This is a genomic window from Klebsiella sp. 1SOBk10mer (assembly GCF_046602535.1).
In the GTDB taxonomy this organism is placed as follows: domain Bacteria; phylum Pseudomonadota; class Gammaproteobacteria; order Enterobacterales; family Enterobacteriaceae; genus Klebsiella; species Klebsiella quasipneumoniae.
The window spans coordinates 215035-238735 of sequence record NZ_JBKIUP010000001.1; the positions used below are offsets into that span (position 1 = coordinate 215035).

Consider the following 23701-nt stretch of genomic DNA (forward strand, 5'->3'; position numbering starts at 1 on the left):
CCACCTCCCTGACATGGTTAGCGCCGCCAGCTCATGGTCATGGATACCGAGTCGGCATAGCGCAGCGCGTGAAGTTTATCGATCTCCACTTCAGCATATGTGACCCAGTGATGTTCGCATGCGATATTCAGCACATCCTGAGTTAATTTTTCCAGCAGCGAGAAACGACCATTCTCAAGATGGCTAATGATGCGTTTGGTAATGGTGCGGTAGTTCAACGCATCATTAATGTCCTCGCTGTCGCGCGCTTTATCGGCAGGGTAGTGAATGGCCACATTCACTACCACGTCCTGGCGGTTGGCGATCTCTTCCTCTTTAATACCAATAAAAGTACGCAGGCGCAGGTTCTTAATACGAATAATGGCGTCTGGTTGAGACATTGCAGGCTTCCTCCGTGGTTTAAGTCCTGCAATCATACAACAAAGCGCGACGGGCGAGCAGGGGGTTAATAAGGCTGAATTTTTAGCATCGCTTCCACCGTCGCCGGCCGCTGCTTAATGCGCTCATACCAGTTATGCACCGCCGGATAGTTCGCCAGATCGATCCGCTGGCGGACATGGCAGTTCACCCAGGGCCAGGCGGCGATGTCGGCGATGCTGTAGTGGTCCCCGCCCAGCCACGGGCTGGATCCCAGGCGATGATTCAGTACCCCATAGAGTCGCTGGGTTTCCACCTGAAAACGCTCAATCGCGTAGGGCACGGTTTGCGGCGCTGAGTGGGAAAAATGCTGATTTTGCCCCAGCATCGGCCCCAGGCCGCCGACCTGCCAGAACAGCCACTGCAGGGTGGTATAGCGCGCCCGCAGCTCCCCGCTCAGCAGCTTGCCGCTTTTTTCCGCCAGATAGAGCAGGATGGCGCCGGACTCGAAGACGCTCAACGGCGCGCCGCCGTCGGCAGGCATGTGGTCGACGATAGCTGGAATTTTGTTATTCGGCGAAATCGCCAGAAACTGCGGATGAAACTGCTCCCCTTTGCCAATATCGACCCGAATTAGCCGATAGGCCAGCTGCGCCTCTTCGAGAAACAGGGTGATTTTGTGGCCGTTTGGGGTGGGTGCATAGTAGAGATCGATCATAATATTTCCCGCCGTCGTGGGTCGCAAACTGATCGAGTATAGGTGAAGCTGCGCGACCCGGGAAAAAATCCGCGAGCGGGGCGCCAGCCACGCAGCGGACGAGCAGTGACATCGCCGGTAAGACAGGCTATGTTGGTTTATTGCCCTGTCTACCAAACCTGAGGAAGTTATGAGCCAGCCTGTGATTACCCTGTGGTCCGATGCCGATTTTTTCTCACCGTACGTGATGTCTGTTTATGTCGCGCTGCAGGAAAAGAGCCTGCCTTTTAGCCTTAAAACCATCGACCTGGGCAGCGGCGAACATCTGCAGGCCGGCTGGACGGGCTATACCGCCACCCGTCGCGTACCGCTGCTGGAGGTTGACGATTTCGCGCTGAGCGAGTCTTCGGCGATTACCGAATATCTCGATGAGCGTTTCGCGCCGCCTGAGTGGGAGCGCCTTTATCCACACGATCTGCAAAAGCGGGCCCGCGCCCGGCAGATCCAGGCCTGGCTACGCAGCGATCTGGTGCCCATTCGTGAAGAGCGATCCACCGCCGTGGTGTTTGGCGGGGTGAAAATGCCGGCGCTCAGCGAGGCAGGCAAGCGGTCGGCGGAAAAACTGTTTGCCACCGCTACCACGCTGCTGGCTCACGGCGGGCAAAATTTATTCGGCGAATGGTCTATTGCCGATGCCGACCTGGCGCTGATGCTCAATCGTCTGGTTCTTAATGGCGATGAGGTGCCGGAGGCGCTGGCGGATTATGCGACTTTCCAGTGGCAGCGGGCCTCAATCCAGCGTTACGCGGCGCTTTCCGCCAAACGCGGAGGCTGATAACCCGCCGCGCTTCCGCTATCATAGAGGCATCGTAACCAGTGGAGATGGAACCTATGAAGCTGATGTTTGCCTCCGATATTCATGGTTCGCTACCTGCGACGGAACGCGTGCTTGAGCGGTTCGCGCAAAGTAGCGCCAGGTGGCTGATCATCCTCGGCGATGTGCTTAATCACGGGCCACGCAACGCGCTGCCGGAAGGCTATGCGCCGGCGGAGGTGGCCGAGCGGCTGAACAGCGTGGCGGAGCGCATCATTGCGGTTCGCGGTAACTGCGACAGCGAAGTGGATCAAATGCTGCTTCGTTTTCCCATGACCGCGCCCTGGCAGCAGGTGCTTGGCGAAGGCTACCGCTTGTTTCTGACCCACGGTCATCTTTATAGCCCGGACAATTTGCCACCACTTGCCGCTGGCGATGTCCTGGCGTATGGCCATACTCATATTCCGGTTGCTGAAAAACGCGGGGCGTTCTCTCTGTTTAATCCAGGCTCAGTGAGTATCCCAAAAGGGGGATATTCCGCCAGCTATGGGCTACTGGATGAGGGGCGTCTGCAGGTTTTAGCACTCAATGATAATCAGGTTATTGCAGAGGTCGCAATTTACCCGTAATTTAGCCCTCAATCATAAAGACGCGCCGCAAGAGCGCTTTTAAAGTAAGGTTTCCTGATGGCGGAACAGAATCATTTGGCAAGCACAGAATGGGTCGATATTGTTAATGAAAACAATGAGGTGATAGCACAGTCCAGCCGCGAGCAGATGCGCGCGCAGTGCCTGCGCCACCGGGCGACCTATATCGTCGTTCACGACGGAATGGGGAAAATTCTGGTGCAGCGACGCACCGAGACAAAAGACTTTCATCCGGGCATGCTGGATGCCACCGCCGGCGGCGTCGTGCAGGCTGATGAGCAGTTGCTGGAGTCGGCCCGTCGCGAGGCGGAAGAGGAGTTAGGCATCGCCGGGGTGCCGTTTGCCGATCACGGCCAGTTCTACTACGAAGATAAATTCTGCCGCGTCTGGGGAAGCCTGTTCAGCTGCGTCTCCCATGGGCCGTTTGCCCTGCAGGAAGAGGAGGTGAGCGAGGTGTGCTGGTTAACGCCGGAAGAGATCACCGCCCGCTGCGATGAGTTCACGCCCGACTCGCTGAAAGCGCTGGCGCTGTGGATGACCCGTAACGCCGGCAACGAGTATGATGACGCGGAAGAGAGCGAGCGCGAATAAACGCGCTAACGCGTGGCAGCAACTGCTGTTCGCCTCCTGACAAAAAAAGGCAGCCATCTGGCTGCCTTTTGCTTTCTCTCAGCGGGCGATTACTTCTGCTGCTGAGCTGACTGGATCGCGGTCAGTGCGATAGTGTAGACGATATCGTCAACCAGCGCGCCACGAGACAGATCGTTGACCGGCTTGCGCATACCCTGCAGCATCGGCCCGATGGAGATCAGGTCGGCAGAGCGCTGTACCGCTTTGTAAGTGGTGTTACCGGTGTTCAGATCCGGGAAGATGAACACGGTCGCGCGGCCAGCTACCGGCGAGTTCGGCGCTTTGGATTTCGCGACGTCAGCCATCACCGCGGCGTCATACTGCAGCGGGCCGTCGATCATCAGGTCAGGACGTTTTTCCTGCGCCAGACGGGTCGCTTCGCGGACTTTTTCTACATCGCTACCCGCGCCGGAAGTACCGGTGGAGTAGGAGAGCATCGCCACGCGCGGTTCGATGCCGAAGGCAATCGCGGAGTCAGCGGACTGAATCGCGATTTCCGCCAGCTGCTCTGCGGTCGGATCCGGGTTGATCGCGCAGTCGCCGTAAACATAAACTTGTTCCGGCAGCAGCATGAAGAACACGGAAGAGACCAGCGAGCTGCCCGGTGCGGTTTTGATCAGCTGCAGCGGCGGACGAATGGTGTTGGCGGTGGTGTGTACCGCGCCGGACACCAGGCCATCGACTTCGTCTTGTTCCAGCATCAGGGTGCCGAGAACCACGTTATCTTCCAGCTGCTCGCGGGCGACGGCTTCGGTCATGCCCTTGTTCTTACGCAGTTCGACCAGGCGAGCCACGTAGCTTTCGCGCACCACTTCCGGGTCGACGATTTCGATACCGGCGCCCAGCTCAACGCCCTGCGCTGCTGCAACACGGTTAATCTCATCCGGGTTGCCCAGCAGCACACAGGTGGCGATCCCGCGTTCGGCGCAGATGGCTGCGGCTTTCACGGTACGCGGCTCGTCGCCTTCCGGCAGAACGACGCGTTTGCCGGCTTTGCGCGCCAGCTCGGTCAGCTGGTAGCGGAAGGCTGGCGGAGAGAGACGACGGCTGCGCTCGGAGGTCGCGGTCAGCGATTCGATCCAGTCGGCGTTGATGTAGTTGGCAACGTATTCCTGAACTTTCTCAATGCGCTCGTGATCGTCAACCGGCACTTCGAGGTTGAAGCTCTGCAGGCTCAGGGAGGTCTGCCAGGTGTTGGTGTTGACCATAAACACCGGCAGGCCGGTGGCGAAGGCGCGTTCGCACAGCTTGCTGATGCGCGCGTCCATTTCATAGCCGCCGGTCAGCAGGATGGCGCCGATTTCCACGCCGTTCATCGCTGCCAGGCAGGCGGCAACCAGCACGTCAGGACGATCTGCGGAAGTAACCAGCAGCGAACCTGCGCGGAAGTGCTCCAGCATGTGCGGGATGCTGCGCGCGCAGAAGGTCACGGATTTCACGCGGCGGGTGTTGATATCGCCTTCGTTGATGATGGTCGCATTCAGGTGATGGGCCATGTCGATCGCGCGGGTGGCGATCAGATCGAAGCTCCACGGTACGGCGCCCAGCACCGGCAGCGCGCTGCCTTTTTGCAGCTGAGCCGGGTCGATCTTCACGACTTTCGCTTTGGATGAGTCGTCGAAAATTTCCGACAGATCAGGACGGGTACGGCCCTGCTCGTCGACCGGCGCGTTCAGTTTGTTGATGATAACGCCGGTGATGCTGGTGTTTTTCGCGCCGCCAAAGCTGTTGCGGGTCAGTTCAATACGCTCGTTCAGCTGTTCTGGCGTATCGGTACCTTGCGACATGACGAAGACGATTTCCGCGTTCAGGGTTTTGGCGATTTCAAAGTTCAGCGCCTGAGCGAACTGATGCTTACGGGTCGGCACCAGGCCTTCCACCAGCACCACTTCCGCGTCCTGGGTGTTCGCGTGATAGTTGGCGATGATCTCTTCCATCAGCACATCTTTCTGATTGCTGGAGAGCAGAGATTCAACGTGGTTCATCTTCAGCGGTTCAGCAGCGGTGGTGGTGGAGGAGCTGGCGCGAACGATGGTGGTGGTCTGGTCCGGGGCATCGCCGCCGGAGCGCGGCTGGGCGATAGGTTTAAAGACGCTCAGACGAACGCCTTTGCGTTCCATAGCGCGGATCACACCGAGGCTGACGCTGGTCAGACCTACGCTGGTACCGGTAGGAATTAACATGATAGTACGGGACACGGTATATCCTCTTTCGTTACCGCCAGTATCAGGCGGGATACAAAACAGCACCACCAGCGACCCGTCATACTCCACGTTGCACGTGCGTTGGCTCTACTTGCTCACCCCGGTCGCGTATGCGCCGGGGATCTGCTGTGTCGCCGCCTTCCTGCAGCGCGAAGTATTGCGGGTCAGGGCTGGCGGTGTGGAATTATGCGGTCAGACGGCTGGCGTCTTGCGCGATGACCAGCTCTTCGTTGGTCGGGATAACCACGGCAGGACGGGTGCCTTCTTTGTTGATGAAGCCAGACTTGCCGAAGCGGGCAGCCAGGTTACGCTCATGGTCAACTTCGAAGCCCAGTACGCCCAGTTTGCCCAGCGACAGCTCACGCACCATCGCGGCGTTTTCACCGATGCCACCGGTGAAGACCACGGCGTCGAGACGGCCGTCCATCAGCGCGGTGTAGGAGCCGATGTATTTCGCCAGGCGGTGGCAGTAGACGTCCATCGCGCGTTTAGCGTCGGCTTTTTCCTGGTAGTTGTCTTCTACGTAGCGGCAGTCGCTGGTGACTTCGGTCAGGCCCAGCAGGCCGGACTCTTTGGTCAGCATTTTGTTGATGGCGTCAACGCTCATGCCCAGGGTGTCGTGCAGATGGAAGATGATGGCCGGATCGATATCGCCGGAGCGGGTACCCATCACCAGGCCTTCCAGCGGGGTCAGACCCATGGAGGTGTCAACGCATTTGCCGTTACGAATAGCGGAAACCGAACCACCGTTGCCAAGGTGGCAGGTGATGATGTTCAGCTCTTCAACCGGCTTGTTCAGGATCTTAGCGGCTTCCTGAGTCACGTAGAAGTGGCTGGTGCCGTGTGCGCCGTAACGACGAACGCCGTGCTCTTTGTACAGGCTGTACGGCAGGGCGTAGAGATAGGATTCTTCCGGCATGGTCTGGTGGAACGCCGTATCGAATACTGCCACGTTTTTGTCTTTCAGGTGCGGGAAGGATTTCAGCGCTTCAGCGATGCCGATCAGATGTGCCGGGTTGTGCAGCGGTGCGAAGGACGCCGCGTCTTTAATGCCCTGAATCACGGACTCGTCGATGACGACGGAGCTGGTGTATTTTTCACCGCCGTGGACGATACGGTGGCCAATTGCGGTCAGCTGAGCAGACAGTTCTGGTTTTTGTGCCAGAATAGTGTTAACGATAAAGTTCAGTGCTTCGCTGTGCGCGGCGCCCGCGCCTAATTCGGCTTCTTGTTTGCCGCCGTCAATTTTCCATTTGATACGGGCTTCTGGCAGGTGGAAGCATTCCGCTAAACCGGACAGGTATTCGTCGCCGTTAACGGCGTCAAGGATAGCAAATTTCAGAGAGGAGCTACCGCAGTTCAGAACCAGTACTAACTTACTCGACATGGAAGTACCTTTTTATGATACGTGGCTAAAAAAACGTCAGTGTGTCATTAGCGTAGCGCAGGATGACCTCGACATTTATGATTAACATCATGCCTTGTTCTGTTTTCAGGCACGATGAGATAAGTACATTTGATTTTATGCCATTTTGCATAATTTTCAGCCAATGGCAGAATATGCGATAATTTGACTAGCCTGGCAAAAGAGTCTATCCGCCCTTTCAGGCGGGCACAGGATACCTGATTGCGGCATCCTTTGCCAAAATCTTTTGAACGATGTCATGCATAGTTGGTTTTTTGCACGAATTTTTTAAGTTTTATATGTAAAGTTGAGGTAAAGCCATGTCGACCCCTGAGAAACGCCCCGTTAGCTTCTTTAGCTTGTTCAACCGCGGGCAGCACTACGCGAAGACCTGGCCTCTCGACAAGCGCCTCGCGCCGGTATTTATTGAAAACCGCATCATTCGTGCCACCCGCTACGCCATCCGCATCATGCCGCCGATCGCCATTTTCACCCTCTGCTGGCAGATAGCGCTGGGCGGCCAGCTGGGGCCCGCCGTGGCCACTGCGCTGTTTGCACTGAGCCTGCCGATGCAGGGGTTATGGTGGTTGGGTAAACGTTCAGTGACGCCGCTGCCGCCTTCCATTCTTAACTGGTTCTACGAAGTACGCGGCAAACTGCAGGAGGCGGGGCAGGCGCTGGCGCCTGTCGAAGGCAAGCCCGATTATCAGGCGTTGGCTGACACGCTTAAGCGCGCCTTCAAACAACTCGATAAAACTTTCCTTGATGATTTGTAATTCACTACGGAAAACGCATATAAAAGAAGGCGCATGATTTATGCGCCTTCTTTATTTCACGCCCTACCGTGCTACAGGAGTCACAACATGGAAATGACCAATGCGCAGCGTCTGATTTTATCCAATCAGTACAAGATGATGACGATGCTCGACCCGGACAATGCGGAGCGCTACCGTCGTCTGCAAACCATCATTGAGCGTGGGTATGGGCTGCAGATGCGTGAACTGGACCGCGAGTTCGGCCAGCTGACGGAAGAAACCTGCCGTACCGTAATCGACATCATGGAGATGTACCACGCGCTACACGTCTCCTGGACCAACCTGAAAGATGCGGCGGGTATCGACGAGCGTCGGGTCACCTTCCTCGGATTTGATGCCGCCACCGAAGCGCGTTTTCTCGGCTACGTGCGCTTTATGGTCAACGTTGAAGGCCGTTACAGCCACTTTGACGCCGGCACCCATGGCTTTAACTCGCAGACCCCGATGTGGGAGAAATATCAGCGGATGCTGAGCGTCTGGCACGCCTGCCCACGCCAGTATCATCTGAGCAGTAACGAAATTAACCAAATCATCAATGCCTGAGGGAGGTGCCCGTGCAGTGTAAAGGTTTCCTGTTCGATTTAGACGGGACGCTGGTGGATTCCTTGCCGGTGGTGGAGCGTTCATGGTGCAAATGGGGGGATCGTTTCGCCATTGACCATGATGAAATTCTCAGTTTTATTCACGGCAAGCAGGCCATTACCTCCATTCGCCATTTTATGCCGGGTCGCAGCGAGGAGGATATCCAGGCCGAATTCCGTTATCTCGAGCAGATGGAAGCCACTGATATCGAAGGCATCGTCGCCCTACCGGGGGCGTTAGCCCTGCTGAATACGCTCAATGAGGCCGGGATCCCATGGGCGATTGTCACCTCCGGCTCGATTCCGGTTGCCCATGCGCGTCACCGCGCGGCGGGCCTGCCGATGCCGGAGGTGTTTGTCACCGCTGAGCAGGTGAAGCACGGCAAGCCGGCGCCGGACGCCTATCTGCTGGGCGCCGAGCGGCTGGGTCTGCCTGCCGGGGAGTGCGCGGTGGTGGAAGATGCGCCGGCGGGGCTCCTCTCCGGACTGGCGGCCGGCTGTCGCACTATCGCGGTCAACGTGCCCGCCGATGCCCCCCGTCGGGATGAAGCCGACCTCGTGCTGAGCAGCCTGGAAGATCTGGTGGTTGAACGCCAGACTGACGGCGTGGTAAATGTGCGTCTTAAAGCATAAACCCATGATTTCGCCCCGCGTCGTCGGGGCTTTTTTATGCCACTATGTCGACTCCCACTTGTGACAAGGAAACGTTGTGAACGGTGAATTGATTTGGGTTTTATCCCTCCTGGCCATAGCGGTTGTGCTGTTTGCTACCGGTAAGGTGCGCATGGATGCTATCGCCCTGATGGTCATTGTCGCCTTTGTCCTCAGCGGCACGCTGACGCTGACTGAAGCTTTTTCCGGGTTCAGCGATCCTAACGTGATCCTGATTGCCGCCCTGTTTATTATCGGCGACGGCCTGGTGCGTACCGGGGTGGCCACCAAGATGGGCGCCTGGCTGGTGAGCGTGGCAGGCAACAGCGAAACCAAAATGCTGATCTACCTGATGCTCACCGTCGCCGGGTTGGGCGCGTTTATGAGCTCCACCGGCGTGGTCGCCATTTTCATTCCGGTGGTCCTTAGCGTCTCGGCGCGGATGAATACCTCACCCTCGCGGCTGATGATGCCGCTGAGCTTCGCCGGGCTTATCAGCGGGATGATGACCCTGGTGGCGACACCGCCCAACCTGGTGGTCAACAGTGAACTGCTGCGCGAAGGACTGCACGGCTTCAGTTTTTTCAGCGTCACGCCGATTGGCCTGGTGGTGCTGATCCTGGGCATCGTCTATATGCTGGCGGTGCGCTTTATGCTGAAGACGGATAATGGCGATTCCGCGCGCGATGGGCGAAAAAGAAGTACCTTTCGCGATTTGATCCGCGAATATCACCTCACCGGCCGCGCTCGCCGGCTGGCGATCCGACCCGGTTCGCCGATGATCGGTCAGCGGCTGGATGATTTAAAGCTGCGTGAGCGCTACTGTGCCAACGTCATCGGCGTTGAGCGCTGGCGGCGGTTCCGCCGGGTGATTGTTAACGTCAATGGGGTCTCGGAATTTCGCGCCCGCGACGTCCTGCTGATCGATATGTCTGCCTCCGATGTCGACTTGCGCCAGTTCTGCGGCGAGCAAATGCTCGAGCCGATGGTGTTGCGCGGGGAGTATTTTGCCGATCAGGCGCTGGATGTGGGGATGGCGGAGGTGGCGCTGATCCCGGATTCAGAGATGATAGGCAAAACGGTGCGTGAGATAGCCTTCCGCACCCGGTTTGGTCTCAATATCGTCGGCATGAAGCGCGATGGCAAAGCGATGGATGGTTCCGTGGTCGATGAGCCGCTGCAGCTCGGCGATATTCTGCTGGTGGTCGGCAACTGGCGGCAAATTGCTCTGCTGGCGAAGCGCGGCCGGGATTTCGTGGTGCTCAATATGCCGGTTGAGGTTGATGACGCTTCGCCGGCCCACAGCCAGGCTCCGCACGCGATTTTCTGTCTGGTGCTGATGGTGGCCCTGATGCTGACGGATGAAATCCCCAACCCCATCGCCGCGATCATCGCCTGTCTGCTGATGGGCAAATTCCGCTGTATCAACGCCGAAAGCGCCTACAAGGCGATCCACTGGCCGAGCATCATTCTGATTGTCGGGATGATGCCGTTCGCCCTGGCGTTGCAGAAAACCGGTGGGGTGGATCTGGTGGTTAAGGGACTAATGGACGTCGCCGGAGGCGAGGGGCCTTATCTGATGCTCGGCTGCCTGTTTGTGATGTGCGCGGCGATAGGCCTGTTTATCTCTAACACGGCCACCGCGGTGCTGATGGCGCCTATTGCCCTGGCGGCGGCGAAGTCGATGGGTGTGTCGCCTTATCCCTTTGCCATGGTGGTGGCGATGGCGGCTTCGGCGGCGTTTATGACCCCGGTCTCTTCGCCGGTTAATACTCTGGTGCTTGGCCCGGGTAAGTACTCATTTAGCGATTTTGTCAAAATCGGCGTGCCCTTTACCGTGCTGGTGATGGTGGTCTGCGTTCTGCTGATCCCGGTGCTCTTCCCGTTTTAAGATATGCAGGCCGGGTAGGGGGCGACCGCTGCCCGGCCTGAAAAATTACAGCGGCGAATCCTGGCTGATTTCATCCAGCGACAGCTGGAAGCTCGGGACAAACACCTGCATAAAGTAATCCATCTCCGCGCTGCGCCGCGACGCCAGCGTTTTTTCCAGACGGCCTTTGGCCAGCAGAAATTCGTTGTTGCCCGCCGACAGCTCTTCGAGGCATTTCAGGTAGGCGCAGAGGGCGTCAGCCTGTTTGACGATCGACTGCTCTTCCTCACTGTAATGATGCTCGTCAATCAGCGGTTCGAAAATATCGCGCAGCTCGTCGGGCACCATATCCACCAGCTTCTGCTGGGCGATTTTCTCAATCGCCTTATATTCCTGAGCAATCTGTGAATTAAAATATTTCACCGGGGTAGGGAGATCACCGGTTAAAACCTCGGAGGCGTCGTGGTACATCGCCAGCAGGGCGATACGCTCTGGGTTGACCTGGCCGCCAAATTTGCGGTTTTTAATCGCCGCCAGCGCGTGGGCGACCATCGCCACCTGCAGGCTGTGCTCGGAGACATTTTCGGTGCGCACGTTGCGCATCAGCGGCCAGCGGTTAATCAGTTTCAGACGGGAGAGGTGGGCAAAGAAATGACTCTGACTCATAGGAACCCTTAATCAGTGACAACATCGGGTTCCATTGTGCGCAGGGATCGCCGCCGGATGCAAATGCCGGCGGCAGCACGACTAAAGCTGATGGTAGCCGGAGAGGAAGCGGCCAAAGCGGGAGATCGCCATCTCCAGGTCGTCTTCGCGAGGCAGGGTCACAATACGCACGTGATCCGGCCACGGCCAGTTAAAGGCAGTACCCTGCACCAGCAGCACTTTCTCCTGCAGCAGGAAATCGAGCACCATTTTCTGGTCGTCGTGAATATTGAAGCGTTTGGCGTCAATTTTCGGGAACATGTACAGCGCGCCTTTTGGCTTCATGCAGGAGACGCCCGGAATATCGTTGATCAGCTCCCAGGCGCGGTTGCGTTGTTCATACAGACGCCCGCCTGGAATGATGAATTCGCTGATACTCTGGTAGCCGCCCAGCGCGGTCTGGATAGCATGCTGGGCCGGCACGTTGGCGCACAGACGCATCGAGGCCAGCATTTCCAGTCCTTCGATATAGCCTTTCGCGTGTTTTTTCGGGCCGTTCAGCACCATCCAGCCCTGACGGAAGCCGGCGACGCGGTAAGTTTTCGACAGTCCGTTGAAGGTCACCGTCAGCAGATCCGGCGCCAGAGCGGCAATCGAGTGATGCTGGGCTTCGTCGTAGAGGATCTTGTCGTAGATCTCATCGGCGAAAATAATCAGGTTGTGCTGGTGGGCGATCTCCACGATCTCCTGCAGCAGCTCTTTGGAGTAGACCGCGCCGGTGGGGTTGTTGGGGTTGATGATCACGATCCCGCGGGTGCGAGGCGTGATTTTGGCGCGGATATCGTCAAGATCCGGAAACCAGTCAGAGGATTCGTCACACAGATAGTGCACCGCTTTACCACTGGAAAGAGACACCGCCGCCGTCCACAGCGGGTAGTCCGGAGCGGGAACCAGCATCTCATCGCCACTGTTTAACAGCGCCTGCATCGCCTGCACAATCAGCTCGGACACGCCGTTGCCGATGTAAATATCTTCCACGGTGACATCGCGCATTCCCCGCGCCTGGTAATGCTGCATGATAGCTTTACGCGCCGAGTACAATCCTTTCGAATCGCAGTATCCCTGGGCGGTAGGCAGATTGCGGATGACGTCGACGAGGATCTCGTCAGGGGCCTCGAAGCCGAAGGGCGCCGGGTTGCCGATGTTCAGTTTCAGAACCTTATTGCCTTCTTCTTCAAGACGTTTCGCTTCTTTCAGAACCGGTCCGCGGATGTCATAACAGACGTTCTCTAACTTGCTGGATTTTTCGATGGGGGACATGAATCTTGACCTTTTAGCTGTTATCGCCACTCCCTGCCGTGGAAGTCAGCACGGAACAATGTACTCCGCCTCCCCGCTGTTTTGAAGGCTTTGCAGGAGAAGATTTTGCTAATGCAGGATTTTAAGCGTAATTGATTTATCTGTTGGTTGCTGGTTTTTCCTATGGTTTATGCCTTTTCATGGCATTTTTTCGGTCGTCTATGTTGATGTAGTGCCTTTTTTACCATCATTTATCTGGTTTGTTGGTTAGGTAAACGGGGCGCTGGAGAATGGGGGGCGGCTAGAAAACGCTATTCTTAATCTCATAGCGGTTGATTTGTAATTTTGATGTTAAATAATTTTAATAAAAAACTGCGCGTAAGCGCATTATTATTATTTTTGACAGGTAATAATCTGAGGTTTGTTAATTTATATAAAATGTTGAAAAAAATTTAAAATTATCTCAGTTAATCCTTATTAAGGCTTATAAAAAGGATGGGAATCGGTTAGAATATCGCCGTTAATATCAGTGGTAGTCGGCATGAATTATGGCTGAATTGATATTTAATATATTGTTATTACAGGATTTTATTGTTCGTTGTTCGCCAAAAAGAAGTCCGGCGAAAGAGAGGCTTTCTCACCACTACTGCGCGATTTTCCGGGGCGACGTAAGACGCCTGGCTGGCCGTGGTAATAAATAATAATGAGAAATACGAACAATATATTACTCCGGTGTTCTGCGCATTTGCTCAGACGAGTACTTTGGCATGTAATAACGTTCGTCCAGTTGTTTATCCGCCATCAGACGGTGAGCACGAGGCTCAGGGAATAGCCGGAAACCTGGCGTAAAGCATCAACAAGGCAGGTCAGCGTTAGCCACCTGTAAGTGAAGAAAGATGATTAATACAACACGTCCGATACTCAACCTCGATCTCGATCTGCTGCGCACCTTTGTAGCAGTCGCTGATTTGAACACCTTCGCTGCCGCCGCCGCCGCAGTGTGTCGTACCCAGTCCGCGGTCAGCCAGCAAATGCAACGCCTGGAGCAACTGGTTGGCAAGGAGCTTTTCGCTCGTCACGGACGCAATAAACTGCTGACCGAGCAGGGCATCCAGCTGCTGGGCTATGCCCGCAAAATCCTGCGCTTTAACGATGAAGCCTGCATGTCGCTGATGTATGGCAGCCTGCAGGGGGGACTGACCATCGGCGCGTCGGAAGAAACCGCTGATACTATCCTGCCGTTTCTGTTAAACCGCATCGGCTGCTTCTATCCCAGAATGACGCTGGAGATTAAAGTCCATCCCCATGCCGTCATCATGGCGATGCTGAGCGCGGGAGAGGTCGATCTGGCATTAACCACCCATCAGCTTCCCGGTTTTACCGCTTTCACGCTGAGAACGTCGCCTACCCTCTGGTACTGTGCAGCGGACTACGTGCTGGCGAAAGGGGAATCGATCCCCCTCATCTTGCTCGAAGAGCCTGGCCCGTTCCGTGAGGACATCATCGCCGCGCTGGAGGCTGCCCGCGTCTCCTGGCATCTGGCCCACGGCGCCTCGTCGCTCTCCGGGGTGAAAGCGGCGGTGAAAGCCGGGCTGGGGGTCACCGCGCGTCCGGTCGAAATGATGAGCCCGGATTTGCGCGTGGCCGGCATCAGCGATGGCCTGCCGGTCCTGCCGGATACCCGGTACGTCGTTAGCTGCAATCCGCAGACGGTGGGCGAACTACCGCAGGCGATTTTTCAGTCTCTGAGCCAGGAGAGCGATCCCTGGCGCGCCGGGCCGGCACTTACTCCGGAAGAGGGAGGAAGCACCTTCATTTTGTGAGGTTATTTTGCTAACAAAGATCACAAAAACTGGTAACAGAATGTAAGTGCCCAAAAAGAGCCTCAAGGGTGGGTTTCCCGTCTGGTGGCTCTTTTTTTTGCACTATTATTGATGTTTTGAATCTTTTTTTTATTTCTTTGCAATAAAATCAGCATATTGGCGTGACCTGGCGCTCACCTTGCCGACTTTTCCCAGCACTTTCAACACTTCCTGCTAATGTTAAAAAACCGGATGGATTGTTGCCGATTTCCTGGGGTAATTAACAAAACCGTGTCGCAGATCAAGAAAATACCCCTCTTTGGGGGGAGGAATCGAGGCTAAATCCTGTCAAAATAGCAGGGATTTTTGATTTACGACGGAAACGGACACGATTCAACAACACTAAAACCGAACAGTATGCAAGGTTATTTCGCATAAAAGGGCATTTAATGTTAATGAAAAGATTCCAATGTAAATTAATGTTATGAAAACTTTTGTTAAAGTTGACAAAAGGTTAAAGAAAGGGGTAAAAAGCCACGGCATCTGGGCTTCTCACATCTTCCAGGGACGCTTTTTTGCACGGTTATTTTTTATTCCTCCCGTGAAACGCTGTGGCGTTCATCTGCCAGTAAGAGCAGAGGGTTTTGGCGCTACACTTTTTTGGTTAAGCAATGCGTATGTCAACATCCACTGAAGTCATCGCTCATCACTGGGCATTCGCTATATTTCTCATCATCGCTATCGGCCTGTGCTGCCTGATGCTCGTCGGCGGCTGGTACCTTGGCGGTCGCGCGCGCGCGCGTAGCAAAAACACGCCGTTTGAATCGGGGATCGACTCCGTTGGTTCGGCCCGCTTACGTCTTTCTGCGAAGTTTTATCTGGTTGCCATGTTCTTCGTTATCTTCGACGTGGAAGCCCTGTATCTCTACGCATGGTCGACCTCCATCCGCGAGAGCGGTTGGGTCGGCTTTGTGGAAGCCGCAATTTTCATTTTAGTGCTACTGGCTGGTCTGGTTTATCTCGTTCGCATCGGCGCACTGGACTGGACGCCTGCGCGTTCCCGTCGCACGCTGGTTAACCCGGAAACAGACAGTCCCACTAACCGTCATATGCAGTAAAAGCGAGGCAATAAGATGGATTATACGCTCACCCGCATAGATCCTAACGGTGAGAACGACCGTTACCCCCTGCAGAAACAGGAGATCGTTACCGACCCCCTGGAGCAGGAAGTCAACAAAAGCGTGTATATGGGGAAACTCGAACACGCGCTGCATGACATGGTGAACTGGGGCCGTAAGAACTCAATTTGGCCGTATAACTTCGGCCTTTCTTGCTGTTATGTGGAAATGGTGACGTCATTCACTGCGGTGCATGACGTTGCGCGCTTTGGGGCCGAAGTTCTGCGCGCCTCTCCGCGTCAGGCGGACCTGATGGTGGTCGCCGGAACCTGCTTCACCAAAATGGCGCCGGTGATTCAGCGTCTCTATGATCAGATGCTGGAGCCGAAGTGGGTGATTTCCATGGGCGCCTGCGCGAACTCCGGCGGCATGTACGACATCTATTCCGTCGTCCAGGGCGTGGATAAATTCATCCCGGTCGATGTGTACATCCCGGGCTGCCCGCCGCGTCCGGAGGCCTATATGCAGGCGCTGATGCTGCTGCAGGAGTCCATTGGTAAAGAACGTCGTCCGCTCTCATGGGTGGTTGGCGATCAGGGCGTCTATCGCGCCAATATGCAGTCGGAACGCGAGCGTAAACGCGGCGAACGTATTGCAGTGACCAATCTGCGGACGCCGGACGAGATTTAATTTGCGCCTGCGGGCGGGAGAAACACTTCGCAAATCAATCTACAACAGCGCGAAGTCTCGCCCGGCAGTCACCACGGACCTTTTGCAATGGTGAACCATATGACCGATTTAACCGCGCATGACGCCGCACCAGCCTGGCAAACCCGCGATCACCTTGATGACCCGGTGATCGGCGAACTGCGCAACCGCTTTGGGCCGGATGCCTTTACCGTTCAGCCAACCCGCACCGGCGTACCGGTGGTATGGGTCAAGCGCGAGCAGCTGCTTGAGGTGGGTGATTTCCTGAAGAAATTGCCGAAGCCTTACGTGATGCTGTTTGACCTGCACGGTATGGACGAACGTCTGCGCACGCACCGCGATGGCCTGCCCGCCGCGGATTTTTCCGTTTTCTATCACCTGATTTCCATCGACCGCAACCGCGACATCATGCTCAAGGTGGCGCTGTCTGAAAACGATCTGCATCTGCCAACCTTCACCAAACTGTTCCCCAACGCCAACTGGTATGAGCGTGAAACCTGGGAAATGTTTGGTATTACCTTCGATGGCCACCCAAATCTGCGTCGCATCATGATGCCGCCGACCTGGGAAGGCCACCCGCTGCGTAAAGACTACCCGGCGCGCGCCACCGAATTCGATCCGTTTGAGCTGACCAAAGCCAAACAGGATCTGGAGATGGAAGCGCTGACTTTCAAACCGGAAGAGTGGGGCATGAAACGCGGCACCGACAACGAGGACTTCATGTTCCTCAACCTCGGTCCGAACCACCCGTCCGCGCACGGTGCCTTCCGCATTATTCTGCAGCTGGATGGCGAAGAGATCGTCGACTGCGTGCCGGATATCGGTTACCACCACCGCGGCGCCGAGAAGATGGGCGAGCGCCAGTCCTGGCACAGCTACATCCCGTACACCGACCGTATCGAATACCTTGGCGGCTGCGTCAACGAGATGCCGTACGTGCTGGCCGTAGAAAAACTGGCCGGGATCACCGTGCCGGATCGCGTCAACGTGATCCGCGTGATGCTCTCCGAACTGTTCCGCATCAACAGCCACCTGCTGTATATCTCAACCTTTATTCAGGACGTCGGCGCGATGACGCCGGTCTTCTTTGCCTTTACCGATCGGCAGAAAATCTACGATCTGGTGGAAGCGATCACCGGTTTCCGTATGCACCCGGCGTGGTTCCGCATCGGCGGCGTCGCGCACGATCTGCCGCGCGGCTGGGATCGTCTGCTGCGTGAGTTCCTCGAGTGGATGCCGAAGCGTCTGGACTCCTATGAAAAAGCCGCCCTGCGCAACACCATTCTGAAGGGCCGTTCCGTCGGCGTGGCAGCCTATACCGCCAAAGAGGCGCTGGAGTGGGGCACCACCGGCGCAGGCCTGCGCGCCACAGGTATCGGCTTCGACGTGCGTAAATGGCGTCCTTATTCTGGCTACGAAAATTTCGACTTCGAAGTCCCGACCGGCGGTGGCGTTTCTGACTGCTACACCCGCGTGATGCTGAAAGTCGAAGAGCTGCGCCAGAGCCTGCGCATTCTTCAGCAGTGCCTCGACAATATGCCGGAAGGGCCGTTCAAAGCGGATCACCCGCTGACCACGCCGCCGCCGAAAGAGCGCACGCTGCAGCATATCGAAACCCTGATCACCCACTTCCTGCAGGTATCGTGGGGCCCGGTCATGCCGGCCAACGAATCCTTCCAGATGATTGAGGCGACCAAGGGGATTAACAGTTACTACCTGACCAGCGACGGCAGCACCATGAGCTACCGTACCCGCGTCCGCACGCCGAGCTTTGCGCACCTGCAGCAGATCCCGTCGGCGATCCGCGGCAGCCTGGTATCCGACCTGATCGTCTATCTGGGTAGTATCGATTTTGTTATGTCAGACGTGGACCGCTAATTATGCACGAGAATCAACAACCACAAACCGAGGCTTTTGAGCTGAGTGCGGCAGAGCGTGAGGCTATTGAGCACGAGAAGCACCACTACGAAGACCCGCGTGCGGCGTCCATCGAAGCGCTGAAAATCGTTCAGAAACAGCGCGGCTGGGTGCCGGATGGCGCGATCTACGCCATTGCCGATGTGCTGGGCATCCCGGCCAGCGACGTCGAAGGCGTGGCGACGTTCTATAGCCAAATTTTCCGCCAGCCGGTTGGCCGTCACGTGATCCGCTACTGCGACAGCGTGGTGTGTCACATTACCGGCTATCAGGGGATTCAGGCCGCCATCGAGAAGAAGCTGAACATCAAGCCAGGGCAGACCACCTTTGATGGCCGCTTTACCCTGCTGCCGACCTGCTGCCTGGGCAACTGCGACAAGGGACCGACCATGATGATTGATGAGGACACTCACAGCCATCTGACGCCGGAGGCAATTCCTGACCTGCTGGAGCAGTACAAATGAAAACCGTAATTCGTACTGCGGAAACGCATCCGCTCACCTGGCGCCTGCGCGACGACAAGCAGCCGGTCTGGCTGGACGAGTATCGCAGCAAAAATGGCTATGAAGGGGCGCGAAAAGCGCTGACCGGCATGGCGCCGGACGAGATCGTCACGGCGGTAAAAGACGCTGGCCTGAAAGGGCGCGGCGGCGCGGGCTTCTCCACCGGTCTGAAGTGGAGCCTGATGCCGAAAGACGAATCCATGAACATCCGTTACCTGCTGTGTAACGCCGATGAGATGGAGCCGGGCACCTATAAAGACCGCCTGCTGATGGAGCAGCTCCCGCACCTGCTGGTGGAAGGCATGCTGATCTCCGCCTTTGCGCTGAAGGCTTATCGCGGCTACATCTTCCTGCGCGGAGAGTATATCGAAGCGGCCCAGCATCTGCGCCGCGCGATTGCCGAAGCCACCGAGGCGGGCCTGCTGGGGAAAAATATCCTCGGCACTGGTTTTGACTTCGAGCTGTTTGTCCACACCGGGGCAGGACGCTATATCTGCGGCGAAGAGACGGCGCTGATCAACTCCCTGGAAGGCCGCCGCGCTAACCCGCGCTCCAAGCCGCCGTTCCCGGCGAGCTCCGGCGTGTGGGGTAAGCCGACCTGCGTCAACAACGTGGAAACCCTGTGCAACGTGCCGGCGATTCTGGCTAACGGCGTCGAGTGGTACCAGAACATCTCCACCAGTAAAGATGCCGGCACCAAGCTGATGGGCTTCTCCGGTCGCGTGAAGAACCCGGGCGTCTGGGAGCTGCCGTTCGGCACCACGGCCCGCGAGATCCTTGAAGATTACGCCGGCGGTATGCGCGATGGCCTGAAGTTTAAAGCCTGGCAGCCGGGTGGGGCAGGGACCGACTTCCTCACCGAAGCGCACCTCGATCTGCCGATGGAGTTCGAAAGCATTGGTAAAGCGGGCAGCCGTCTGGGCACCTCGCTGGCGATGGCCGTTGACCACGAGATCAACATGGTCTCGCTGGTGCGCAACCTCGAAGAGTTCTTTGCCCGCGAGTCCTGTGGCTGGTGTACGCCGTGCCGCGATGGTCTGCCGTGGAGCGTGAAGATCCTGCGCGCCCTGGAGCGCGGCGAAGGTCAGCCTGGCGATATCGAAACGCTTGAGCAACTGTGTCGATTCCTGGGCCCAGGGAAAACCTTCTGCGCGCACGCGCCGGGCGCGGTTGAGCCGCTGCAGAGCGCGATTAAATATTTCCGCGAAGAATTCGAGGCTGGCATTAAGCAGCAGTTCAGCAATACCCATGCAATCAACGGGATTCAGCCGAACCTGCTTAAGACGCGCTGGTAATCTAAAGGTTTTTTTATTTTTGGAAGCACGCTAATGGCTACGATTCATGTAGACGGCAAAGAATACGAGGTCAACGGAGCGGACAACCTGCTGGAGGCTTGTCTCTCTCTTGGGCTTGATATTCCCTACTTTTGCTGGCATCCGGCGCTAGGGAGCGTCGGTGCTTGCCGCCAGTGTGCGGTGAAGCAATATCAGAACGCGGAAGACACGCGTGGTCGCCTGGTGATGTCCTGTATGACTCCGGCATCCGACGGCACCTTTATTTCTATCGACGACGGCGAAGCGAAGCAGTTCCGCGAAAGCGTGGTGGAGTGGCTGATGACCAACCACCCGCACGACTGCCCGGTCTGCGAAGAGGGCGGCAACTGCCACCTGCAGGATATGACGGTGATGACCGGCCATAGCTTCCGCCGCTATCGTTTTACCAAGCGTACCCACCGCAACCAGGATCTGGGGCCGTTTATTTCTCACGAAATGAACCGCTGCATCGCCTGCTACCGCTGCGTGCGCTACTACAAAGATTATGCCGACGGCACCGATCTGGGCGTCTATGGCGCCCACGACAACGTCTACTTCGGCCGCCCGGAAGATGGCACCCTGGAAAGCGAATTCTCCGGCAACCTGGTGGAAGTCTGCCCGACCGGCGTCTTCACTGATAAAACGCACTCTGAGCGTTATAACCGTAAGTGGGACATGCAGTTTGCGCCGAGCATCTGCCAGCAGTGTTCCATTGGCTGCAACATCAGCCCGGGCGAACGCTATGGCGAGCTGCGTCGTATCGAAAACCGCTATAACGGTACCGTTAACCGCTACTTCCTCTGCGATCGCGGTCGTTTCGGCTATGGCTACGTAAACCTCAAAGATCGTCCGCGTCAGCCGGTTCAGCGCCGCGGCGACGATCTGATCGCGCTCAACGCCGAACAGGCGATGCAGGGGGCGGCGGATATCCTGCGCCAGTCGAAGAAAGTGATCGGCATCGGCTCCCCGCGCGCCAGCATTGAAAGCAACTTCGCGCTGCGCGAGCTGGTGGGTGCCGACAACTTCTATACCGGCATCGCCAAAGGCGAACAAGCGCGCCTGCAGATGATGCTGAAAGTGCTGCGCGAAGGTGGGATCCACACCCCAAGCCTGCGCGATATCGAATCCTACGACGCGGTACTGGTGCTGGGCGAAGACATTACCCAGACCGGCGCGCGCGTCGCGCTGGCGGTGCGTCAGGCGGTGAAAGGGAAAGCACGCGAAATGGCGGCGGCACAGAAAGTGGCCGACTGGCAGATTGCGGCGATCCTCAACATCGGCCAGCGCGCCAAGCACCCGCTATTCGTCACCAACATCGATGACACCCGCCTGGATGACATCGCCGCGTGGACCTACCGCGCGCCGGTAGAAGATCAGGCGCGTCTCGGCTTCGCCATCGCCCATGCGCTGGACGACAGCGCGCCGGCGGTTGACGGCCTGAGCCGCGAACTGCAGGGTAAAGTCGATGTCATCGTCCAGGCGCTGGCCGGGGCGAAAAAACCACTGATTATTTCCGGGACCAACGCCGGCAGCATGGAGATCATCCAGGCCGCCGCTAACGTGGCGAAAGCCCTGAAAGGCCGTGGCGCCGACGTCGGCGTGACCATGGTTGCCCGCGCGGTGAACAGCGTCGGTCTGGGTATGATCGGCGGCGGCTCGCTTGAGGAGGCGCTCGACGAACTGGAAAGCGGTGCCGCAGACGCAGTTATCGTGCTGGAAAACGACCTTCACCGTCATGCTTCCGCCGCCCGCGTCGACGCAGCGCTCTCCAAAGCGCCGCTGGTGATGGTGGTTGACCATCAGCGCACGGCGATTATGGACAAAGCGCACCTGGTGCTCTCCGCGGCAAGCTTTGCGGAAAGCGACGGTACCGTGGTGAACAACGAAGGCCGCGCCCAGCGTTTCTTCCAGGTCTACGACCCGGCCTACTACGACGCGAAAACCGTGATGCTGGAAAGCTGGCGCTGGCTGCATTCTCTGCACAGCACCGTTAACAACCGTCAGGTTGACTGGACGCAGCTGGACCACGTTATCGATGCCGCGATTGCCGCACTGCCGCAGCTGGCGGGCATAAAAGATGCCGCGCCGGATGCGACCTTCCGCATTCGTGGGCAGAAACTGGCGCGTGAACCGCACCGCTACAGCGGCCGCACGGCGATGCGCGCTAACATCAGCGTCCACGAGCCGCGTCAGCCGCAGGATAAAGACACGATGTTCGCCTTCTCCATGGAAGGGAACAACCAGCCGTCTGCCCCGCGTTCGCAGATCCCGTTCGCCTGGGCGCCGGGCTGGAACTCCCCGCAGGCATGGAACAAGTTCCAGGATGAAGTGGGCGGGAAACTGCGCCATGGCGATCCGGGCGTCCGCCTGTTTGAAGCTTCCGCCAGCGGGCTGGAATACTTCACGGCGGTGCCGGCCAGCTTCCAGGCGGAAGAGGGGAAATGGCGTATCGCACCTTACTATCACCTGTTTGGCAGCGATGAGCTGTCACAGCGCGCGCCGGTGTTCCAGAGCCGGATGCCTGAGCCGTACATCAAGCTGAACCCGGCGGATGCCGCGAAGCTTGGCGTCAACGCCGGGGCGATGCTCTCCTTTAGCGTGGAAGGCCAGACCCTGCGTCTGCCGCTGGTTATCTCTGAAGGTCTGACCGCAGGGCAGGTTGGCTTACCGATGGGCATGCCGGGCATTGCGCCGGTACTGACCGGATCGCGTATTGATTCACTGCAGGAGGCGAAAGCATGAGCTGGTTAACGCCGGATCTTATCGACATTCTGTTAAGCATCCTGAAGGCCGTGGTCATTCTGCTGGTGGTGGTCACCTGCGGCGCGTTCATGAGCTTCGGCGAGCGTCGTCTGCTCGGTCTGTTCCAGAACCGCTACGGGCCAAACCGGGTGGGCTGGGGCGGTTCGCTGCAGCTGGTCGCCGACATGATCAAGATGTTCTTTAAAGAGGACTGGATCCCGCGCTTTTCCGATCGCGTGATCTTTACTCTGGCGCCGGTTATCGCCTTTACCTCGCTGCTGCTGGCCTTCGCTATCGTGCCGGTCAGCCCGACGTGGGTGGTGGCTGACCTGAACATCGGGATCCTGTTCTTCCTGATGATGGCAGGCCTGGCGGTTTACGCGGTGCTGTTCGCCGGTTGGTCGAGCAACAACAAATACTCCCTGCTGGGGGCGATGCGTGCTTCCGCGCAGACCCTAAGCTACGAAGTGTTCCTCGGCCTCTCCCTGATGGGCGTGGTGGCGCAGGCGGGGTCATTCAATATGACCGATATCGTCAACAACCAGGCGCATCTGTGGAACGTTATCCCGCAGTTCTTCGGCTTCGTGACGTTCGCCATCGCCGGCGTGGCGGTGTGTCACCGTCACCCGTTCGACCAGCCGGAAGCGGAGCAGGAGCTGGCCGATGGTTACCACATTGAATACTCCGGCATGAAGTTCGGTCTGTTCTTCGTGGGTGAATACATCGGTATCGTCACCGTTTCAGCGCTGATCGTCACGCTGTTCTTCGGCGGCTGGAATGGCCCGTGGTTACCTCCTTTCATCTGGTTCGCGCTGAAAACCGCGTTCTTCATGATGATGTTCATTTTGATCCGCGCATCATTACCGCGTCCGCGCTATGACCAGGTAATGTCCTTTGGCTGGAAGGTATGCCTGCCGTTAACGCTGGTCAACTTGTTGGTAACGGCGGCTGTCATTCTCTGGCAGGCGCAATAAGGGGTGAAT

Annotated in this window: 21 protein-coding genes; 15 read left to right on the plus strand and 6 right to left on the minus strand. The window is 57.3% G+C overall.

Translation table 11 applies throughout. The features are described from left to right. Positions 1 to 17: 17 nt before the first annotated feature. Together folX and yfcG are read right to left on the minus strand one after the other, a co-directional pair. A complete protein-coding gene (gene folX, locus ACLH1I_RS01035) occupies positions 18 to 380 on the minus strand; it encodes a dihydroneopterin triphosphate 2'-epimerase (RefSeq protein WP_002913200.1) in 363 nt (120 codons plus the stop codon). Positions 381 to 445: 65 nt separating this feature from the next. Continuing rightward, positions 446 to 1075 (minus strand): GSH-dependent disulfide bond oxidoreductase, encoded by a 630-nt coding sequence (yfcG, locus tag ACLH1I_RS01040; RefSeq protein ID WP_004201763.1) that lies wholly within the window; start codon positions 1073 to 1075, stop codon positions 446 to 448. Positions 1076 to 1244: 169 nt separating this feature from the next. Here yfcG and yfcF point away from each other — a divergent pair, with 169 nt between their 5' ends. The 3 genes from yfcF to yfcD are packed head-to-tail and all read left to right on the plus strand — an operon-like array spanning position 1245 to position 3106. Further along, positions 1245 to 1889, plus strand: a complete 645-nt coding sequence (yfcF, locus tag ACLH1I_RS01045) for a glutathione transferase (protein ID WP_004201762.1) — start codon at positions 1245 to 1247, stop codon at positions 1887 to 1889. 56 nt (positions 1890 to 1945) lie between these two features. Beyond that, positions 1946 to 2497 carry a phosphodiesterase gene (gene yfcE, locus ACLH1I_RS01050; protein ID WP_048325233.1) on the plus strand — a complete coding sequence of 184 codons (552 nt, stop codon included), beginning with the start codon at positions 1946 to 1948 and terminating at the stop codon, positions 2495 to 2497. A 57-nt stretch (positions 2498 to 2554) separates the two neighbouring features. Continuing rightward, the gene (yfcD, locus tag ACLH1I_RS01055; protein WP_002913197.1) at positions 2555 to 3106 is read left to right on the plus strand and encodes an NUDIX hydrolase YfcD; all 552 of its coding nucleotides are present in this window, start codon (positions 2555 to 2557) and stop codon (positions 3104 to 3106) included. 89 nt (positions 3107 to 3195) lie between these two features. Here yfcD and pta read toward each other — a convergent pair whose 3' ends face one another. Further along, positions 3196 to 5343, minus strand: coding sequence for a phosphate acetyltransferase (gene pta, locus ACLH1I_RS01060; RefSeq protein WP_004201759.1), 2148 nt, complete (start codon positions 5341 to 5343; stop codon positions 3196 to 3198). A gap of 190 nt (positions 5344 to 5533) precedes the next feature. Then, positions 5534 to 6736 (minus strand): acetate kinase, encoded by a 1203-nt coding sequence (ackA, locus tag ACLH1I_RS01065; RefSeq protein WP_004201756.1) that lies wholly within the window; start codon positions 6734 to 6736, stop codon positions 5534 to 5536. A 338-nt stretch (positions 6737 to 7074) separates the two neighbouring features. Here ackA and yfbV point away from each other — a divergent pair, with 338 nt between their 5' ends. From yfbV to ACLH1I_RS01085, 4 genes are all read left to right on the plus strand, one after another. Continuing rightward, the gene (gene yfbV / locus ACLH1I_RS01070; protein ID WP_002913194.1) at positions 7075 to 7530 is read left to right on the plus strand and encodes a terminus macrodomain insulation protein YfbV; all 456 of its coding nucleotides are present in this window, start codon (positions 7075 to 7077) and stop codon (positions 7528 to 7530) included. A gap of 87 nt (positions 7531 to 7617) precedes the next feature. Beyond that, the gene (locus ACLH1I_RS01075; RefSeq protein WP_004201754.1) at positions 7618 to 8112 is read left to right on the plus strand and encodes a YfbU family protein; all 495 of its coding nucleotides are present in this window, start codon (positions 7618 to 7620) and stop codon (positions 8110 to 8112) included. 11 nt (positions 8113 to 8123) lie between these two features. Next, complete coding sequence (locus tag ACLH1I_RS01080) at positions 8124 to 8783, plus strand: sugar phosphatase (RefSeq protein ID WP_004201751.1); 660 nt, start codon at positions 8124 to 8126, stop codon at positions 8781 to 8783. A 76-nt stretch (positions 8784 to 8859) separates the two neighbouring features. Next, positions 8860 to 10692 (plus strand): SLC13 family permease, encoded by a 1833-nt coding sequence (locus ACLH1I_RS01085; RefSeq protein WP_004201750.1) that lies wholly within the window; start codon positions 8860 to 8862, stop codon positions 10690 to 10692. A 45-nt stretch (positions 10693 to 10737) separates the two neighbouring features. On the opposite strand, the gene yfbR is transcribed toward ACLH1I_RS01085, so the two are convergent. Further along, the gene (gene yfbR, locus ACLH1I_RS01090) at positions 10738 to 11337 is read right to left on the minus strand and encodes a 5'-deoxynucleotidase (RefSeq protein WP_004201749.1); all 600 of its coding nucleotides are present in this window, start codon (positions 11335 to 11337) and stop codon (positions 10738 to 10740) included. 81 nt (positions 11338 to 11418) lie between these two features. Then, positions 11419 to 12636 carry an alanine transaminase AlaA gene (gene alaA / locus ACLH1I_RS01095; RefSeq protein WP_198079925.1) on the minus strand — a complete coding sequence of 406 codons (1218 nt, stop codon included), beginning with the start codon at positions 12634 to 12636 and terminating at the stop codon, positions 11419 to 11421. A gap of 875 nt (positions 12637 to 13511) precedes the next feature. On the opposite strand from alaA, the gene ACLH1I_RS01100 reads away from it, so the two are divergent. The 8 genes from ACLH1I_RS01100 to nuoH all read left to right on the plus strand — a co-directional run bounded on the left by ACLH1I_RS01100 (position 13512) and on the right by nuoH (position 23692). Then, positions 13512 to 14438 carry a LysR family transcriptional regulator gene (locus ACLH1I_RS01100; protein ID WP_004201747.1) on the plus strand — a complete coding sequence of 309 codons (927 nt, stop codon included), beginning with the start codon at positions 13512 to 13514 and terminating at the stop codon, positions 14436 to 14438. A 650-nt stretch (positions 14439 to 15088) separates the two neighbouring features. Continuing rightward, a complete protein-coding gene (nuoA, locus tag ACLH1I_RS01105; protein WP_002913181.1) occupies positions 15089 to 15535 on the plus strand; it encodes an NADH-quinone oxidoreductase subunit NuoA in 447 nt (148 codons plus the stop codon). A 15-nt stretch (positions 15536 to 15550) separates the two neighbouring features. Continuing rightward, complete coding sequence (gene nuoB / locus ACLH1I_RS01110) at positions 15551 to 16225, plus strand: NADH-quinone oxidoreductase subunit NuoB (protein WP_002913178.1); 675 nt, start codon at positions 15551 to 15553, stop codon at positions 16223 to 16225. An 87-nt stretch (positions 16226 to 16312) separates the two neighbouring features. Then, positions 16313 to 18121 (plus strand): NADH-quinone oxidoreductase subunit C/D, encoded by a 1809-nt coding sequence (gene nuoC / locus ACLH1I_RS01115; protein WP_151628823.1) that lies wholly within the window; start codon positions 16313 to 16315, stop codon positions 18119 to 18121. A gap of 2 nt (positions 18122 to 18123) precedes the next feature. Then, positions 18124 to 18624: an NADH-quinone oxidoreductase subunit NuoE gene (gene nuoE, locus ACLH1I_RS01120; RefSeq protein WP_002913160.1), complete on the plus strand. Its 501-nt coding sequence runs from the start codon at positions 18124 to 18126 to the stop codon at positions 18622 to 18624. Then, the gene (nuoF, locus tag ACLH1I_RS01125; protein ID WP_002913158.1) at positions 18621 to 19958 is read left to right on the plus strand and encodes an NADH-quinone oxidoreductase subunit NuoF; all 1338 of its coding nucleotides are present in this window, start codon (positions 18621 to 18623) and stop codon (positions 19956 to 19958) included. The genes nuoE and nuoF overlap by 4 nt, the downstream gene beginning before the upstream one ends. Positions 19959 to 19991: 33 nt before the next feature. Continuing rightward, entirely contained in the window at positions 19992 to 22718 is a 2727-nt protein-coding gene (gene nuoG / locus ACLH1I_RS01130) for an NADH-quinone oxidoreductase subunit NuoG (RefSeq protein WP_151628821.1), read from the plus strand. Continuing rightward, positions 22715 to 23692: an NADH-quinone oxidoreductase subunit NuoH gene (nuoH, locus tag ACLH1I_RS01135; protein WP_002913156.1), complete on the plus strand. Its 978-nt coding sequence runs from the start codon at positions 22715 to 22717 to the stop codon at positions 23690 to 23692. The genes nuoG and nuoH overlap by 4 nt, the downstream gene beginning before the upstream one ends. Positions 23693 to 23701: the final 9 nt, after the last annotated feature.

What these genes read in the sequence shown, in the direction of transcription:
- ACLH1I_RS01100 (WP_004201747.1), top strand. Translation starts at nt 13,512, where the DNA reads ATGATTAATACAACACGTCCGATACTCAACCTCGATCTCGATCTGCTG.
- yfcG (WP_004201763.1), bottom strand. Translation starts at nt 1,075, where the DNA reads ATGATCGATCTCTACTATGCACCCACCCCAAACGGCCACAAAATCACC.
- nuoA (WP_002913181.1), top strand. Translation starts at nt 15,089, where the DNA reads ATGCGTATGTCAACATCCACTGAAGTCATCGCTCATCACTGGGCATTC.
- ackA (WP_004201756.1), bottom strand. Translation starts at nt 6,736, where the DNA reads ATGTCGAGTAAGTTAGTACTGGTTCTGAACTGCGGTAGCTCCTCTCTG.
- nuoG (WP_151628821.1), top strand. Translation starts at nt 19,992, where the DNA reads ATGGCTACGATTCATGTAGACGGCAAAGAATACGAGGTCAACGGAGCG.
- nuoE (WP_002913160.1), top strand. Translation starts at nt 18,124, where the DNA reads ATGCACGAGAATCAACAACCACAAACCGAGGCTTTTGAGCTGAGTGCG.
- yfbR (WP_004201749.1), bottom strand. Translation starts at nt 11,337, where the DNA reads ATGAGTCAGAGTCATTTCTTTGCCCACCTCTCCCGTCTGAAACTGATT.
- nuoC (WP_151628823.1), top strand. Translation starts at nt 16,313, where the DNA reads ATGGTGAACCATATGACCGATTTAACCGCGCATGACGCCGCACCAGCC.
- nuoF (WP_002913158.1), top strand. Translation starts at nt 18,621, where the DNA reads ATGAAAACCGTAATTCGTACTGCGGAAACGCATCCGCTCACCTGGCGC.
- nuoH (WP_002913156.1), top strand. Translation starts at nt 22,715, where the DNA reads ATGAGCTGGTTAACGCCGGATCTTATCGACATTCTGTTAAGCATCCTG.
- yfbV (WP_002913194.1), top strand. Translation starts at nt 7,075, where the DNA reads ATGTCGACCCCTGAGAAACGCCCCGTTAGCTTCTTTAGCTTGTTCAAC.
- ACLH1I_RS01075 (WP_004201754.1), top strand. Translation starts at nt 7,618, where the DNA reads ATGGAAATGACCAATGCGCAGCGTCTGATTTTATCCAATCAGTACAAG.
- alaA (WP_198079925.1), bottom strand. Translation starts at nt 12,636, where the DNA reads ATGTCCCCCATCGAAAAATCCAGCAAGTTAGAGAACGTCTGTTATGAC.
- yfcE (WP_048325233.1), top strand. Translation starts at nt 1,946, where the DNA reads ATGAAGCTGATGTTTGCCTCCGATATTCATGGTTCGCTACCTGCGACG.
- yfcD (WP_002913197.1), top strand. Translation starts at nt 2,555, where the DNA reads ATGGCGGAACAGAATCATTTGGCAAGCACAGAATGGGTCGATATTGTT.
- yfcF (WP_004201762.1), top strand. Translation starts at nt 1,245, where the DNA reads ATGAGCCAGCCTGTGATTACCCTGTGGTCCGATGCCGATTTTTTCTCA.
- folX (WP_002913200.1), bottom strand. Translation starts at nt 380, where the DNA reads ATGTCTCAACCAGACGCCATTATTCGTATTAAGAACCTGCGCCTGCGT.
- nuoB (WP_002913178.1), top strand. Translation starts at nt 15,551, where the DNA reads ATGGATTATACGCTCACCCGCATAGATCCTAACGGTGAGAACGACCGT.